At 40.0% G+C, this 15,653-nt stretch carries 18 protein-coding genes; 17 read left to right on the top strand and 1 reads right to left on the bottom strand.

From position 1 onward, the window contains the following. The first annotated feature begins 135 nt into the window (after positions 1-135). The 7 genes from HW560_RS26050 to HW560_RS26020 all read left to right on the top strand — a co-directional run bounded on the left by HW560_RS26050 (position 136) and on the right by HW560_RS26020 (position 5,323). Complete coding sequence (locus HW560_RS26050; protein WP_179265110.1) at positions 136-942, top strand: GNAT family N-acetyltransferase; 807 nt, start codon at positions 136-138, stop codon at positions 940-942. Positions 943-969: 27 nt separating this feature from the next. After that, positions 970-1,248, top strand: coding sequence for a hypothetical protein (locus HW560_RS26045; RefSeq protein WP_179265109.1), 279 nt, complete (start codon positions 970-972; stop codon positions 1,246-1,248). Positions 1,249-1,555: 307 nt separating this feature from the next. Next, positions 1,556-2,053 (top strand): glycoside hydrolase family 5 protein, encoded by a 498-nt coding sequence (locus HW560_RS26040; protein ID WP_306459251.1) that lies wholly within the window; start codon positions 1,556-1,558, stop codon positions 2,051-2,053. A 298-nt stretch (positions 2,054-2,351) separates the two neighbouring features. Further along, positions 2,352-3,416 carry a polysaccharide deacetylase family protein gene (locus HW560_RS26035; RefSeq protein ID WP_090896413.1) on the top strand — a complete coding sequence of 355 codons (1,065 nt, stop codon included), beginning with the start codon at positions 2,352-2,354 and terminating at the stop codon, positions 3,414-3,416. A 21-nt stretch (positions 3,417-3,437) separates the two neighbouring features. After that, positions 3,438-4,436 carry an aminoglycoside phosphotransferase family protein gene (locus tag HW560_RS26030; protein ID WP_306459218.1) on the top strand — a complete coding sequence of 333 codons (999 nt, stop codon included), beginning with the start codon at positions 3,438-3,440 and terminating at the stop codon, positions 4,434-4,436. Positions 4,437-4,471: 35 nt separating this feature from the next. Continuing rightward, on the top strand, positions 4,472-4,933 hold the full coding sequence (locus HW560_RS26025; protein WP_090896418.1) for a GNAT family N-acetyltransferase: 462 nt from the start codon (positions 4,472-4,474) through the stop codon (positions 4,931-4,933). Positions 4,934-4,954: 21 nt separating this feature from the next. Further along, complete coding sequence (locus tag HW560_RS26020) at positions 4,955-5,323, top strand: NIPSNAP family protein (protein WP_090896420.1); 369 nt, start codon at positions 4,955-4,957, stop codon at positions 5,321-5,323. A gap of 182 nt (positions 5,324-5,505) precedes the next feature. Here HW560_RS26020 and HW560_RS26015 read toward each other — a convergent pair whose 3' ends face one another. Further along, entirely contained in the window at positions 5,506-5,853 is a 348-nt protein-coding gene (locus tag HW560_RS26015; RefSeq protein ID WP_179265108.1) for a hypothetical protein, read from the bottom strand. Between the two features lie 209 nt (positions 5,854-6,062). Between HW560_RS26015 and HW560_RS26010 the strand changes: the two genes are divergently transcribed. The 10 genes from HW560_RS26010 to HW560_RS25965 all read left to right on the top strand — a co-directional run bounded on the left by HW560_RS26010 (position 6,063) and on the right by HW560_RS25965 (position 15,631). After that, on the top strand, positions 6,063-6,722 hold the full coding sequence (locus tag HW560_RS26010; protein WP_179265107.1) for a DUF4367 domain-containing protein: 660 nt from the start codon (positions 6,063-6,065) through the stop codon (positions 6,720-6,722). A gap of 256 nt (positions 6,723-6,978) precedes the next feature. Continuing rightward, entirely contained in the window at positions 6,979-7,515 is a 537-nt protein-coding gene (locus tag HW560_RS26005; protein ID WP_179265106.1) for a GNAT family N-acetyltransferase, read from the top strand. Positions 7,516-7,734: 219 nt separating this feature from the next. Continuing rightward, positions 7,735-8,286: a GNAT family N-acetyltransferase gene (locus tag HW560_RS26000; protein ID WP_179265105.1), complete on the top strand. Its 552-nt coding sequence runs from the start codon at positions 7,735-7,737 to the stop codon at positions 8,284-8,286. A gap of 73 nt (positions 8,287-8,359) precedes the next feature. After that, positions 8,360-8,836, top strand: a complete 477-nt coding sequence (locus HW560_RS25995; RefSeq protein ID WP_090896434.1) for a GNAT family N-acetyltransferase — start codon at positions 8,360-8,362, stop codon at positions 8,834-8,836. A gap of 169 nt (positions 8,837-9,005) precedes the next feature. After that, positions 9,006-9,941, top strand: a complete 936-nt coding sequence (gene cysK, locus HW560_RS25990; protein WP_090896436.1) for a cysteine synthase A — start codon at positions 9,006-9,008, stop codon at positions 9,939-9,941. A gap of 71 nt (positions 9,942-10,012) precedes the next feature. Then, positions 10,013-11,071, top strand: a complete 1,059-nt coding sequence (locus tag HW560_RS25985) for an alpha/beta hydrolase (protein WP_179265104.1) — start codon at positions 10,013-10,015, stop codon at positions 11,069-11,071. 79 nt (positions 11,072-11,150) lie between these two features. Beyond that, positions 11,151-12,092, top strand: coding sequence for a GNAT family N-acetyltransferase (locus HW560_RS25980; protein ID WP_179265103.1), 942 nt, complete (start codon positions 11,151-11,153; stop codon positions 12,090-12,092). 281 nt (positions 12,093-12,373) lie between these two features. Further along, entirely contained in the window at positions 12,374-12,895 is a 522-nt protein-coding gene (locus HW560_RS25975) for a DinB family protein (protein ID WP_179265102.1), read from the top strand. 56 nt (positions 12,896-12,951) lie between these two features. After that, positions 12,952-14,418, top strand: coding sequence for an amidase family protein (locus tag HW560_RS25970; protein WP_090896449.1), 1,467 nt, complete (start codon positions 12,952-12,954; stop codon positions 14,416-14,418). Positions 14,419-14,749: 331 nt separating this feature from the next. Continuing rightward, positions 14,750-15,631: an AraC family transcriptional regulator gene (locus HW560_RS25965; RefSeq protein WP_179265101.1), complete on the top strand. Its 882-nt coding sequence runs from the start codon at positions 14,750-14,752 to the stop codon at positions 15,629-15,631. The last annotated feature ends 22 nt before the right edge of the window (positions 15,632-15,653 follow it).

Genomic DNA, 15,653 nt, shown 5'->3' with positions numbered 1-15,653 from the left:
GGTTACATATTGAAAATTAAATCATTTGGAAAAGTTTTACTTTTATGGATGGAGTGTTAGAAATTGCTTGACTGCTTTCTGTTTTTTTATAAAACCATATGCAAATTCTATTGTTATTTTTAATGGAGGTAATATATGAATACACTGATTCCATCCTTAGATCTGATTAAAGAAATTGAACTCTCGGAAATCGATTATATGACAGATCGGATGCTTGCTATACAAGGTCGGGACTCTAATCCAGAAGGAATTGAGATTCAGCAATTTGGAAATGCCATGTGTTTCTACAGTAAGACCATGCCATGGCCCACGTTCAATACGGTGAAGGGGCTAACAAATAATGAACTGGAACACCTGGATGCTATCATTGATTTTTATAGACAGCGAGGTCGAAAGGTTCAGTTCGAAGTCATTCCATCTGTGGTGGATCAGAACTTCTTGAAACGCTTAACCGATATAGGCATGTATACAGCGGGATTTCATTCATCTCTGATCATCAAGCCTGAAGAAAAAAAGAATCACTCAGAACATATCCGAATTCAAGAACTTGAAGAGGATCAATTCGAGCTATACGCGACCATCCATTGCAGGGGGACCGGTTTGTCGGATGACGGTATCCCTTATGTCGCCCAGAATAATAAGGTTCTTTATCACCGTCCAGGGTGGAAATTTTACATCGCATATGTCAATGATGTCCCTGCAGCGGTAAGTGTTCTGTTTATTAAGAATCAAAAGGCATCCTTAACCTTTGCAGCAACATTACCTGAGTTTAGAAATCAGGGGGTACATCAGCAGCTTTTGAATAGAAGAATAACGGAAGCCTTGATTAAGGAATGTAATCTGGTGGTAGGGCAATGTTCATTTTTATCTCAAAGCCATCGCAATATGGAGCATGTCGGCATGAAGTTGGGATATATCCGAACAGCATGGACTGAAAGATAAGAATCAGAGTGAGATAGGAGGCAGCTCATGAACAATACAAATAAAATCCTGGGTGCGGTTCTCATGATTAGCAGTATTTTTATTTCAACCTTAGATAGAATCTCGGTAAGAATTTCTATGGCCATAGTGGAAGCGGGATACGCTTCAGGTGGGAAAACGCGCGAGTTAATCCCCGCAAACGATAATGGTTTCACGGGTTTTCTCGTATACTTCTTATTTTTCGTCGGATTTGTACTATTGGTTGCTGGATTCCCTGGGAATTCCAGAAAGGATAAAACAAATAGGTACCCACAAAATCGATCATAGGGGGACTTGTTTTTCCGGAAGACTAGTTCTGGTGAGGAATGACCTTGCTACCTTTCTATCCGTCATGGGAACTGGTAGATAGGAGTTGATCATTGATTATGACCCACAATAGAAGGGAGGCATGGAAGTAGAGTATCTTTGGCTTTATCTGTTCATGGTAAATGTTCTGCTTGTTGCACGACCAATAATATAAGCGGAGGTTTGGACATGCTTATGAAAATGAAGAAATACGGCGTTTGCAGTTTAGCTCTGGTTTTGTTGGCATCAGTGGTCTTTACCGGTTGGAACAGTCGGGCATCGGCGGCAAATCGCCAATAAATTTGGCAATTATGGCTTCGATCTTCCAACAGACACGTACAGATCCTCTACGATCCCTAGTTCACAGAAACGCATTATGATCTCGGCTCACTATTACTCTCCTTGGGATTTTGCAGGCGAGGAAAACGGAAATATAGCGCAATGGGGAGCCACTGCCACCAATCCTGCCAAGAAGTCAACGTGGGGGCAAGAGGATTATCTGGAATCGCAGTTCAAATCCATGTACGATAAATTTGTAACTCAAGGTTATCCTGTCGTAATCGGCGAATTTGGCGCGATCGACAAAGCAGCATATGATTCCACAAACAATGTATATCGTGCCGCATTTGCAAAAGCAGTTACAGCAAAAGCTAAAACGTACAAGATGGTTCCGGTATATTGGGATAACGGATACAATGGACAGCATGGATTTGCGTTGTTCAATCGTTCCAACAACACCGTAACCCAGCAAGGCATTATTAATGCAATTATGCAAGGCATACAATAAGGGCTTCCTTGAGGTATCCAGAGGGAAGAATGGTGTGAATAAATAGAATAATTTGGATTAAATTCAATTTACTTTAAGTGAACAAATCGTTTATACTGGATTCACCTGGAAGAAAATGCTTTCATTCGACCTAAAGGGAAAATAGCACTCATGTTTATGAAAGCGCTTTTTTAAAGGGTTGGAAAATAGAAAGAGAGGAGGCTAAATTCAAATTCCCTAGTGTAGTTGAGAGAGTTGAAGCGGCTGGGAGTGCCGCGGACAACGATACTGGCATGATATTGAAGAGGAGGTATTTATAATGTTCAAAGCAAAACTTGTAAAGGCAGTAATGTCTGTTGCGCTCTTGAGCACGTTGTTCACTATCCCGAACCTGCCTTCCGCTAACGCGGCCGATGCCAGTTGTCCGAACGGTTATGTAGGTTTGACGTTCGATGATGGTCCAAGCAATAACACAACAAACGTGCTCAATGCACTGAAGCAGGCAGGCTTGCGTGCAACGATGTTCAATGTGGGACAGAACGCGCAAAACAATCAATCTCTGGTTAGTGCGCAGGTGGCCGCAGGCATGTGGATTGGTAACCATTCCTACACGCATCCTAATATGACAACATTAAGCAGCTCCCAGATGTCTTCGGAAATCACTCGGACACAGCAGACGATCCAGTCGATTACCGGAACTTCACCGAAGCTGTTCAGACCGCCTTACGGCGCGACCAACGCAACCTTGAAATCCGTTATCAGTCAGAACGGTCTTACCGAAGTGCTGTGGAACGTGGATTCCCAGGACTGGAATGGCGCCTCCACCGCCCAGATCGTAGCCGCAGTGAACAGGATGCAAAGTGGTGACGTTATTCTGATGCATGATCAATACCAGACGACACTGCAAGCGATTCCGCAGATTGCGCAAAATCTGAAGAGCCGCGGCCTTTGCTCCGGCATGATCTCTTCGAGTACGGGACGGGCGGTTGCCCCTGATGGAGGCACGACTAATCCTCCAAGCACCGGAACAAAAGTGGAAGCCGAGAATATGACCAAAGGCGGTCAGTATACCGGCAATATCAGCTCGCCATTTAACGGAGTTGTTCTGTACGCTAATAACGATTTGGTCAAATACACGCAGTATTTTGCAAGCGGCACCCACAATTTTTCACTCCGCGGGGCATCAAGTAATTCCAACATGGCCAGAGTGGACTTGAAGATCGGCGGCCAGACGAAGGGAACCTTTTACTTCGGCGGAAGCAGTCCTGCGGTCTATACCCTTAACAATATCAGTCATGGGACCGGAAACCAGGAGATTCAGCTTGTTGTGACAGCGGATGACGGAACATGGGATGTTTACCTTGATTATTTGGAGATAAATTAAAAATCCGAAGTGGTTATTTGAATGTTAATGAATGGTTTGGATGAAACTATGCGGATTCTTTATAATGAAATCCCGTCGAGGTTTACCTTGGCGGGATTTTTATGCAGGAATAGGGAGATGGAAATCGAAAAAGTTATCCATAATAATGTTTTACTTGAACCCCAGATATTTACTTTAAAGGCCAAGCTAGAATGGATACAGATTACTGATCAAGGAGGTGTACAATTGTCAGAGCATGAGGAACTTTTAGCTGGAGGCAATGTGAACAAGGTTACGAAAGTTGGAAATACAGTTCGTCGTGATGCTAAACCGAATTCATATGTACATGCATTGCTTAAACATCTTGAACAGGTTGGCTACCCCAATTCCCCCAAATACTTGGGACGCGATGAGCAGGGGAGAGAAGTTCTTTCTTATATCGAAGGCGTAGTTTCGGGAAATGAGTATCCAGAAATTGAACGCTACATGTGGTCGGATGAGACGTTAACCGAACTCGCTAAACTTTTGAGAAGTTATCATGATGCAACGTTGGATTTTACAGCTTTTTCGCCTTCATCCAACGCGTATTCAGATAGTGCTCAGCATGAAGTTGTGTGTCATAATGATTTTGCATTGTATAACGTTGTGTTTAAAGAACGGCTTCCTGTAGGAATCATTGATTTTGACATGGCCGGGCCTGGTCCTCGTCTATGGGATATCGTATATACATTGTATACAGCCGTACCGCTTGCAGGCTTTTCACCGGGGAAAGATGAAAGAGAAGTCGTTCCATATCATAAACAGGACCATGCATCTGAGCGAAAAAGACGTATAGCATTATTTTTTAAGGCTTATGGTATGGATGTGCCGACAGATTTGAAGGAGTGGGTGATTTCTCGAATTCATTTCATGTGTACCACACTATCTGATCGGGCAGCGTCTGGAGAAATAGCTTTTATCAAAATGATTGAAGAGGGTCATTTGGCTCATTATGAGAAGGAAGTAAGGTTCCTTGAGAAGCATTTTGATGATTGGAGTTAATCCAAATAAAAAAATGAAATGAAACGAGTGATATTATTGTGATCAGATTAATACCTACTACAAGAGAGAACTGGAAAGAGGCATTAAACATACAAGTTCATGCCAATCAAAATCATTATGTTCCATCAGTAGCCGTGTCTCTAGCGAAAGTGCACATTCGTCCCGATGGGGATGAGTACAAGTATCTGCCATTTTGCATATATAATACGGAGGATATGTTAGTGGGTTTTGTTATGATCACTGTCGATGAAACAACAGCTTGGTCCTATTGGTTGAATGGTTTTATGATCGATGTAAGTTATCAAGGTAGGGGATATGGAAAAGCAACGATAGATTCGGTAATTAGCCATATAAAAGAGAACTATGTCCATAGCAAGTGTTTGAATTTAACTGTATGTGCAGAAAATGAAGTCGCCAGAAAGCTATATGAAAAAATGGGGTTTTCAGAGACCGGAGATGTATATGATGGTGAAATGGTTTACCGGTTCGTTTTTTAATTTAACGAGAGGGGTGCAGTGATGATATATCGGAGGAAGACATATGTTGTAGCATCTTCATTCGTAGAAGAGTTTAATGCTTTATTTAATGATATTCTATTACCTTCACAACTCAAGTACGGAGCGAGATTGATTGGAAGATGGCATCAGCATATGGATGATGAAACCAGTGAGATTTTTGCGATGTGGGAATACGATACGTTTGAACAGTATGAAGAGATTGAGCAGAAGATCAAGTCTGACAACGAACATGTCATGCGAGTACAAGAACGTTTTGATCAAATTGGTAGAGATAGATATAAGGAAGTATTTCGAAAAGATATTAAGCAAGATTTCTTTGAATCGACCGTTGACAGAGAGAAGACCATTTTAAAGACATTGTGTAACTAATACGTAAAAAATCGCCCCCATCTGAGTTGGCCAGTGTGGGGCTGGTTGAAAAACGTTTCAACTTTAGGATAGGTTTTCTTGTGAAAAGAATCGGGTAGATCCCTAATTTGAGAAAAATCTTCAAGTGTGGCATCGTGCTGTTATGTCCCTCTAAACAATGCAGCTCTCCCTTTTTGGACCTCCTATTTCTGCTTAACCAGTACAACACCGATGATGATGACCACAAGCCCAATCCACGTTTTCCAGGTAGGGATCTCCTTCATAAACCAGTATCCCATCCATATGGAGATGAGCACTTCTATGCATTTGGCAATGACCAGAACATAGCCCAGTTGACTAACCGCTTTCAGTCCAAATTTGATGCCGTACCCTACGCTTAGATTAGCAGCGAGAAACAAAGGCAGCATCCAAAGATGGAATTTAAACGTAGACCAGAATTGAGTGTCAATATGCTTGCTTTGATATGAAAAAATAATGTTGATACAGGCTAAGCCAGCAAACATGAGCACAAAGCTGATAAGGTACAGCATAACAACATCACTCCCAGGGATAAGTAGTATAAATAATGTTTCCTCGTACCAAAAAAATTATCCATGGGCATGAAATGCTGTTAGCGAATTTGTTTTTGATCAACGAAAGGAGTTGGCCTGGTAATCGAGAATAAATGAATGAAGCAAACAACTGTGTGGTATGACCAAGTTTCTCGCAAAAAAACACTTTGAAAAGAGGAGTTGAAGGCATGGATATTAAAAACAAGAGTGGAGATGTAATTGGGAAAATTCAGTTTCAGACTAGTGAAGATGAGGGCATGGTACATCAAATTATTATGGATCTGAAGCCAGGTGATGGAAAAGGCATTTATATCTCTAACGCCGAGGACAACAAATTTTCTCAACAAACGAGTTATGCAGCCAGAGATTGGGAGGGAGATTTTGGCGCCTTGAGAGAAAAGCTGCACCCTTGGCAACCCCGTTTTCCAACGTGCTCGGTTGTGCAAGATATTAAAGTATTTCACGGCTTCGATAACCTGTCCGACCAAGAAATAAATGAAATGATTGAAGAAAGCGAAAGGACCGGAAGCAATGTCGTGATAAAAGATTTAAAACCTAATCATGTTATTACAGGCATCAACATCACATATCAATCGGATCGGGGAGTGTTTATGCTTCACGTTTTTGGCACTACCAAGAGCCGAATTCATGTACCGGATACGGAATCATTCAAAATCGAGAAACTGGATGTGCGCGGTCATGAGGCGTATTATATTTCCAATGCTGAGAACAGACAATTGATCTGGATTGAAGAAGATGCGGGTGGTAAGGCATTGCAATATGAGATCATAGTAAGCGATATGTCGCTAGAATGGGTACTGAATATCGCTGAATCCATGATCGAATGACAAATTCAGTTGGGTAGATGGATTTGAATGTCAAACCTGAAACGATCAAGCAGCAAGCGGATTCTGTCCTTAGTTGGCATGTTAATTTCTTTAAGCTATATGGCAAAAAAAAGATATGTTTATGCATGTAATCTGGAAAACATTTCTATGAAGGATTTTACATAAAAGCAATGCAGAATTCATTAAATTCCACACGTCCTTTTATATACTTAGTTTGTTTGACTCAGCGAACTAAAAGGACTAGGTGGTTGTTTAAATGTTGAAAAAACGAGACTTGCACGAATGCCACTCACTGTATGATTTGATGGTGGACCCCGCTGTTTTTCCATACGTTCGTCATAAGTGCCGATCTTATGAAGAATATTTATTTGCAACCAAACAGGTGATCGATGAAGAAGAGCAAAACACATGTATTTCCAGAACGATCCTTAATGAGCTGGGACATCCCATCGGAACCATTGATTTATATCACATGGAACATAAGACAGGTTTTCTTGCGACATGGATTGGAGCACCTTATTTTGGAAAAGGTTACAATCAACGAGCAAAGGAAGCCTTTTTCGCTGAGTTATTTCTTCAACATGAAATTGAAACGGTATTTCTTAAAATTCGAAAACAAAACATTCGATCCAAGAAAGCGGTTGGAAAATTGCCTTATGTCAAATTAGCAACTGATATATACCACGAAGTGTATAAGTTAATAAACAATACGGAACAAATCTATGATTTGTATTACGTGAATCGTTCTGACTTTATAACAAGTGAAGAAATGAACCATGTGGTTGCTACGTAACAACTAAAAACGTCTTTCGATATCTATGCAAACGAAATCCCGCCAGGTTTGTCCTGTCGGGATTATTATTATTTTCTTTGATATTCCATAATTATGTTGATAGGAAACAATAAGTAGGGGTGCAGGAATATGGAAATTAAGGTCGAAAGAAGAGATATAAGCAAGAATGAAACAACTTTATAAGCGAATAGCCAAGTATTTTAATTCTGGGGTGATGTAATGGAGATCAAAAAAATAGAGAATCTATCTAATGAAGATTGGCTTCAACTTGGAAGCTTTGGTTATAAATCCACTCAAAAATATGAGCTTACCAAAAAAGAGACACAAGGTTCCTTTAGTATGCATCTAACGTTAATAAATTTGGATGACATCTACGAAAAAGAAGAATTGAACAGTACAGATGATTTGGAACGATATGAAGAAATCATACAACTGGGATATTCTTATGGAATATATATAGATGGGAAAATCATAGCGCTCGCCATTTCTGAACCACAAACTTGGAATAATACGCTGATGATATGGCATCTTCAGGTGAATGAAAAATACATAAGAAAAGGATATGGGAGACTGTTGATCAATAAAGTCAATGAGATTGCCCAGGAACGGGGCTTCAGAGCGATCACGTTAGAAACCCAGAATACGAACGTTCCAGCCATTCATTTTTACATGCAATGTGGTTATCAAATAGAAGGAATTGATGTATCACTATATTCGAATAATCATAGCCAAAAGGAAGAAATAGCTTTGTATATGAGAAAGAAGATCTAATAAGAATGAACCTGGTTATTATCTTGAAATCGCTTAAACCTACTATTTTTGGTGAAGAAAGGAGAGGGTCCACATGATTACGCTCAGAAAAATAACGCTAGAGAACCGACGTTCTATATTTAACCTGGAAGTCTCAGAAGAGCAGCGTCAATATGTTGCATCAAACCTTTCAAGTGTAGCATCATGTTATGTTCTTGCAACCAATGGTGGCTCACCGTTTCCGCTTGCAATTTACGCAGATGAGCAGCCTGTAGGTTTTGTAATGATAACTTACGGAATCACGGGTTATGATCTTCCTGTCATTGCTGACCATAGCTATTGTATTTTGCGACTTATGATTGACAAGCATCATCAGAGCATGGGCTATGGCCGGGAAGCATTAAAGAAAATATTGGAGTTTATTCGAACTTTCCCAGCTGGTCCTGCGCGTTATTGTTGGATTCCTTATAGTCCCGATAACTTGGCTGCCAAAAAGCTATATGAGAGCTTTGGATTCCATGAAAATGGTGAAGTGTGCCACGACGAACTCATAACAGTATTGGAACTGTGACTTCTATTTTTAGATGGGATGTTATAACAAAGTTTCAAACTCAGTCTAAAAGCACTTGCTTCCCTATGTCATAAAGTAAAATTTCAACAGTTGTATTTTTTTACCATACATGATAACGTGATATTAAAACCAACTATTTTAGTTGGAAATGTATTTTGGAGGTATAATTATGACTAACATCGCGAAGAATCTCACAGATCTAATTGGTAATACTCCACTATTGGAGCTTTCAAATTTTGCGAGAAAGTATCAAGTTGAGGCGAAAATCATTGCCAAATTGGAATACTTTAATCCAGCAGGTAGTGTAAAAGATAGAATCGGATATGGAATGATTAAAGACGCTGAAGAGCAGGGGTTAATTAACCAAAATTCAGTGATCATAGAACCAACGAGCGGAAATACAGGTGTTGGGCTTGCTTTTGCAGCTGCAGCATTAGGATACAGATTAATCATAACACTTCCTGAGAGTTTCAGTGTAGAACGTAGGAAGCTTTTGATCGCTTTGGGGGCTGAACTAGTTCTTACACCTGCCACAGAAGGAATGTCTGGAGCCATCAAAAAGGCTGAAGAAATTGCCGCTACAATCCCTAACTCATTTATACCTCAACAGTTTAAAAATCCAGCAAATCCACAAGTACATAAGGTAACTACCGCAGAAGAGATTTGGAGAGATACTGAAGGCCAAGTGGATATTTTTATTGGTGGAGTTGGTACAGGTGGAACCATATCTGGAGTTGGCGAAGCACTTAAACAAAGAAAAGAAGATGTTAAGATTATAGCTGTAGAGCCTTCGGATTCCCCGGTACTTTCTGGAGGGACTAAAGGTGTGCATACCATTCAAGGAATAGGTGCCGGTTTTGTTCCTGACAATTTTAATAGATCTGTCGTTGATGAGATCGTACAGGTAAGAAATCAAGATGCATTTGAAACAGCTCGTTTTTTAGCTAAATCCGAAGGATTATTAGTTGGTATTTCGTCTGGTGCTGCAGCATATGCAGCAGTGCAAATTGCCAAAAGGCCAGAGAATAAAAATAAAAGTATAGTTGTTCTATTCCCGGATACAGGAGAACGATATTTATCAACAGACCTTTATCCAGAAGCATAAGGTGCACGTTATAAGATGCCCACACCGCTTATGCGTTGTGGTGACGGAAAAATAGTATAAGGGTGAATGCAATGACTGTTGGAAGAAAGGTTTTTGTTATAAAGGATAAATCGCGTATTGATCCAATAAGTAAGGAAGCCAGAGAAGTGCTCATTAGTATATACTATCCTTCCAATCCAGTGGAGCATGAGTCGAAGTATATTTCGTTATTTGAACCTAATATCTCTTCCTCTATTGATATGCTCTCTGGTATGGGAGTGGATAAGGATTATATTCATAATCTGGATACAAAAATACATAATGATGAGAGTGTTGATATTACTGCTAAAAACTGTCCCGTTATTTTTATAGCTCCGGCTTTTGGTGTCGTTAGAGATATGTATTCCTTTTGTGTAGAACATTTAGTGGAGTGCGGATTTGTTGTCCTTACTATAGGAGCCACGCATGAATCTATATTTTCAATTTTTCCTGACGGTCGATTTATCCAACAATCCAATGAGATATCCGAAATAGACAGTTTAGATATTCATTCTTGGAAACAATTATTGAAGCTTAGAGTTGGAGATATGAGTTGGGTTTTGAAAAATGTAGACAAGGTCTTGGATTCAGATCAGGATCTTAGGGCTATAGTCGATGTGAATGAAATGGGGATCATCGGTCATTCATTAGGTGGGGCTGCTGCTTATGAATTGCTTAAAAGAGAAAAGAGAATTAAGGCTAGTATTCTATTCGATCCTAGTTTCCATTTAATAACGGCGAGTAAGGAAGAGGGAGTATCTGCTCCGTTATTGGTAGCTCGGCAAGAGAAATGCTCGTTTGAAGAACTGGGAAATGAAATCTCTCCAGACCTATTAGCTTTGTTACTGAGTGGGTATGAGTCTTTGTTTAACTCGAGTGATCTGAATAGCTCATTTATTAAACTAAACGGTGCTCATCATATGACTTTTAGCGATATTCCGATACATTACAACGAAGATGGGATAGAACACAAACATTCCACGATTAATAAGTATATCTCTGCTTTTCTTGAGGAGCATTTAAAGAAGGAAGACAGGAAATTTCATGAGCTGCTGAAAAATAAGATTAATGACGGAATTGATCTATTAGATAGTAAAGGACATGTTATTTAAGGAGGGGACTTGAAATGGTTAGATCACACACGCTTGAAATATTTTAGAGGTAGTTAGCATTAATGAGGAGGAATAACGCGTGGAATTAAATCATTGGTCCGAGGAACTTAATTCTTATAATTTATCAAATGAATATTCCATTCAAAAGGCTGAGCCCGAAGAATGGGGACTGTATTGTTCCGTCTATTATAATATGGCCTATACTGGATTTTTTAGAGAGGAAGATTACTTCACTGTTTCGCGGAATAACTCTTTCTGGATTTATAAAGGAGAGTCAAAAATCGGTGGGGTAAGGATGGCACCTAATTCGTTATATCATCTATTCTTTATTCCCCCGTTCAATGATTCATTTGAGGTACTTAAGCTTCTTAAAAGAATACTCATCAAATGGTCTGATCCAACTCAACGTATTAAGATATATGAAATTCTCCCCGATCAAGTACATTTATTTACGAGGGCTGGATTCTGGCCAGATGAGTTCAGATGTCGCTGGATGCAGCGCCCTACAGATCATTTCAACGTGCATTGGGATCATGATCTTATAATTAAGAGCCCCGAAATTATCGAGAATAACACGGGGACCAAACAATACATTAATGAAGATGAAATTGCTCAATGTGACTTTGACAGCTTTGTAGGCGGTTTCGAAGCCTTACGCAGAAAGAAGACATCCCTTGAAGACTTTATCCCGAACGAAGAAGTCCATTATACCAATGAGGACCTAACTCAAGCTTCTACACTTGTATATGATAAGGTTACTGGACAGCTCGTAGCCAACTGTCGCCTATGTTTGCAGGACAACCAAGCAGCAGTATATAGCATCGGAGTCAACCCCGCTTACAGAGGGAAAGGACTTGCTACACGCATGCTGCAAAGAGCCCTGACTGAACTAAAAGGCAAGTATCCAGTTCTAAGGTTATATGTCATGGAAGGCAATGATGCAGAGTCTGTCTATTTTAATCTTGGATTTGTTCCCGGTGTTCAAGAGATACAAACGATGTATATTCCTGTACATGAGTAGTCACGGTTAAATTAATCAACTAACATATCCGAGAGAATCTTTTGGAGGGACAGCTTCGCTCTTTTTAATCTCTAGGGTTTCTGTTGCATGAGGAAAGGAAGGTTATTATTGGGACTATATTAATGTTGGTAGTGTCTTTGATTCTTGGTATTTTTGTTGTGAAAATCGGAATGGATAATTCTAAGAGTAACCAGTACACCAAAGAAATATTGCAAGAATTAAGAGAAATCAAGGAGATTCTAAGGGAAGAACGATGAAGACAACATCAAGGAGGCGTTAGGGTGCTTTACGATTTAAAAGGCGAAGCCAATATGGCCCCTGTTGTGGGGATGTTATATTCTGCGGTGAAAGAAAACAGCCAACGACTCCAACAAATCACGGGCGGGATGTCGCAAGAAGAAATAGATTATAAAGGACCTAACAATAACTTTAATAGTACCGCTCAATTAATAAAACATATTACCTACGTCGATCTGAATTGGGTTTATCGAATAAAGGGACTACCACTTCCTCAGACCTTAAGAGAGCAACATGGCCCTATGATTGATGAAAATGGCAGACTTCCGATGGTTCAAGGAATATCTTTGAGTACACTTATGTCGACATATAAAGATGTCATAACCATGTTGAAGGACGCGTGTTCACATTTAAAGGATGATGATTTAGCGAGGCTTGTCACTTTTGGACATGAGAATGAGAAGCAAGCGACCATACGCTGGGGTATATGGCATATCGCTGACCATAGTCGTTACCATCAAGCCCACATTAATCAACTTCGAAGATGGTATCATGACGCTCACTAAAGAAAGATGAGAAAGCGGTATGGTAATAAGTTGAGGCACAAAGAAGAGGTGAGGGTATGGAAAATTTATCTGAACTGAACCATGTTAATGTTGAGGAAAACACGATTTTTGAAATACAGGCTGCCCTGGAAAAGGGAGAGCTTTGCTCAAGAGACCTGGTTCTGAATTACTTATATCGTATTGCACAATATGACCAAAATGGGCTAAAGATCAATTCTGTTTTGGAAATAAACCCGGATGCGATTTTTATTGCGGAGGGCTTGGATGCTGAAAGGAAATCAGTGGGACCGAGAGGACTTTTACACGGGATTCCGGTTCTGTTGAAAGATAACATAGAAACCAACGACAGAATGCATACAACTGCTGGAGCACTGGCTTTGGAAACCCATATTAGTTCTAAGGATTCTTTTCTTGTTACTAAACTGAGGGAAGCTGGGGCAATCATACTTGGAAAAACAAATATGACAGAATGGGCAAATGGCATGTCTTCGGATATGTGGGCAGGATACAGCGCCAGAGGTGGACAAGTTTTGAATCCTTATGGCGATTTTTTTCCAGGGGGTTCAAGTACAGGTTCTGCTGCTGCGGTAGCTGCTAACTTTACGATGGTTTCCGTAGGAACCGAAACATCTGGTTCCATATTAAGTCCATCCATTCAGAACTCTATTGTTGGTATAAAGCCAACTGTAGGTTTAATAAGCCGTGGTGGAATAATACCGTTCTCACACTCGCAAGATACTGCTGGTCCAATGGCAAGGACTGTAACAGATGCAGCAATCCTACTAGGAATACTTTCAGGAAAAGACGAGGAGGACCCTGCTACTTGGAAAAATCCGTATTCTACAGTAGACTACACAACATGTTTAGACCTCAATGGGTTGAAAAATGCAAACATAGGCATCTTTAGAAAAGCCCCCCTTACACGATATCGAGATAACGAAGAATATGATGAAGTTCTATTTGAAAACGCTGTAACCCAGATCAAAGAAGCTGGGGCTAATATTATTGAAGATATAGACATCCCATCGTTTGACCGGAAGTGGGAGTGGAACAAGTTGAATCATGAATTTAAGCATAGCGTTGAACATTATCTGCAAAGTCTTCCATCGCATTTACCTGTCCATACCCTCAGTGAATTAATCGAGTGGAATAAGCAAAATGCAGAAAGGGCTTTAAAATATGGGCAAAACCATCTCGAATATAGAGAACAGTTGAATAATCCATTAAATAATTCGAATTACATCTTGGAGTTAATAACGGATCTATATCATTCGCAAAATAACGGCATTGATTATGCTTTACATAACTTTGGACTGGACGCCATTGTTTTCCCCTCTTATGCTGGTGCTGATCTTTGTGCAAGAGCTGGGTATCCATCGATCGCTGTACCTGCGGGATATAAGGAAAGTGGAAGGCCATTTGGAATCACATTTGCAGGTAAAGCCTTTAGTGAATCGGTGTTGATTCGTATTGCCTTTTCCTTTGAACAGCTAACAGCTCATAGAAAAAAACCGAATCTATGATCGAACCTATAGTATTGATAGAACATCGAATAATAGCTTTTGAAGCGCAAGCATATATGTTGGTGTTGCCTTCAAGTCGTTTAAGATGATTATCCAAATGTTTCTTATTGACCGCGTGATAGCCTATGGGCTGGACAGCGGTTTTTTTGTTTCCATCTTTCGAATCCCTATGAATTCCTTTCTATTCATTTTCAACAATTGTGATCAACAATACAGCAATATAGTTCAGATTAGATCGAAATAACTGTGATACAATTCATTGTAAAGCGCTATCATTGTAAATTATTAAACTATATTGCTTTTTATATTCTGGGAAGGGAGATCTTTACTGATGCTAACCATACACACCCCGACGAATATTGCTTTGCAAGAAAATGAAGTTTATGTGCGATCAGAAGCAGATAATTTTCAGGATGAATGGCCTGTTCATACGCATAATGGGTATGAGATACATTATTTTATTCAAGGAGATGCAACCTTTTTAATCGGTGACCGAATATATAAGCCGTTGCCCGGAGATATGTTTATATTCAGAGGCGGTGTGCCGCACCGAATCAATCCTTCAAGAGAAATCGTGTACAAGCGAAGTTTCGTCAATTTCACGGAATTATTGCTTTTGGACATGCTTGCTGTCAGTCAGTTGGAGAATCTGATGTCCATATTCCGTCATCCCAATGGGTTATTGGTGCATTGGCCCCCGGAGGAACGTGAGCATATCACAGGTATATTTAAGGGGATCAAAGAGGAGATGGATGCCGGAAATACAGGATACAAAACCATGGTCAAATTGAGTCTTACCCAATTGCTACTGCGGATTTATCGGAAAATGACCAGTGAGCGATCCGTAAATGATATTTTATTTTCTTCCCAAAAGCAGACAAGCGTAAGCCGGGTTCTTCATTATTTAAACCAGAACTACACGGAGAATGTATCTTTGGATGACTTGTCCAAAACACTCCATTTGAATAAGTACTACATTTGTCATTCTTTCAAAGAGACGACGGGATATACGATAAGCAATTATGTAATACGGAAAAGAGTTGCTGAGGCCAAAAAAATGTTGCTGTCTACGGATGCGCCGATCTTGTCCATATCAGAGACACTAGGCTTTAACACACCGGTATATTTTAGCAGGGCCTTTAAACAATATGTGGGTGTATCACCACAGGTATTCCGTAAAAGTGAATTGCTTAAGGAAGCCCAAATTCATTAAACCCTTCCAAGGAGATGTTGAT

Origin of the sequence: Paenibacillus sp. E222 (assembly GCF_013401555.1) — a bacterium.
In the GTDB taxonomy this organism is placed as follows: Bacteria; Bacillota; Bacilli; order Paenibacillales; family Paenibacillaceae; genus Paenibacillus.
The sequence above is the reverse complement of the archived record's forward strand: the minus strand, read 5'-3'. Positions and strand labels throughout refer to the sequence as shown.

Excerpts from the sequence above, each read along its gene's own strand:
- HW560_RS26050 (WP_179265110.1), top strand. The coding sequence starts at position 136 with ATGAATACACTGATTCCATCCTTAGATCTGATTAAAGAAATTGAACTC.
- HW560_RS26045 (WP_179265109.1), top strand. The coding sequence starts at position 970 with ATGAACAATACAAATAAAATCCTGGGTGCGGTTCTCATGATTAGCAGT.
- HW560_RS26035 (WP_090896413.1), top strand. The coding sequence starts at position 2,352 with ATGTTCAAAGCAAAACTTGTAAAGGCAGTAATGTCTGTTGCGCTCTTG.
- HW560_RS26030 (WP_306459218.1), top strand. The coding sequence starts at position 3,438 with ATGTTAATGAATGGTTTGGATGAAACTATGCGGATTCTTTATAATGAA.
- HW560_RS26020 (WP_090896420.1), top strand. The coding sequence starts at position 4,955 with ATGATATATCGGAGGAAGACATATGTTGTAGCATCTTCATTCGTAGAA.
- HW560_RS26015 (WP_179265108.1), bottom strand. The coding sequence starts at position 5,853 with ATGCTGTACCTTATCAGCTTTGTGCTCATGTTTGCTGGCTTAGCCTGT.
- HW560_RS26010 (WP_179265107.1), top strand. The coding sequence starts at position 6,063 with ATGGATATTAAAAACAAGAGTGGAGATGTAATTGGGAAAATTCAGTTT.
- HW560_RS26005 (WP_179265106.1), top strand. The coding sequence starts at position 6,979 with ATGTTGAAAAAACGAGACTTGCACGAATGCCACTCACTGTATGATTTG.
- HW560_RS26000 (WP_179265105.1), top strand. The coding sequence starts at position 7,735 with ATGGAGATCAAAAAAATAGAGAATCTATCTAATGAAGATTGGCTTCAA.
- HW560_RS25995 (WP_090896434.1), top strand. The coding sequence starts at position 8,360 with ATGATTACGCTCAGAAAAATAACGCTAGAGAACCGACGTTCTATATTT.
- cysK (WP_090896436.1), top strand. The coding sequence starts at position 9,006 with ATGACTAACATCGCGAAGAATCTCACAGATCTAATTGGTAATACTCCA.
- HW560_RS25985 (WP_179265104.1), top strand. The coding sequence starts at position 10,013 with ATGACTGTTGGAAGAAAGGTTTTTGTTATAAAGGATAAATCGCGTATT.
- HW560_RS25970 (WP_090896449.1), top strand. The coding sequence starts at position 12,952 with ATGGAAAATTTATCTGAACTGAACCATGTTAATGTTGAGGAAAACACG.
- HW560_RS25965 (WP_179265101.1), top strand. The coding sequence starts at position 14,750 with ATGCTAACCATACACACCCCGACGAATATTGCTTTGCAAGAAAATGAA.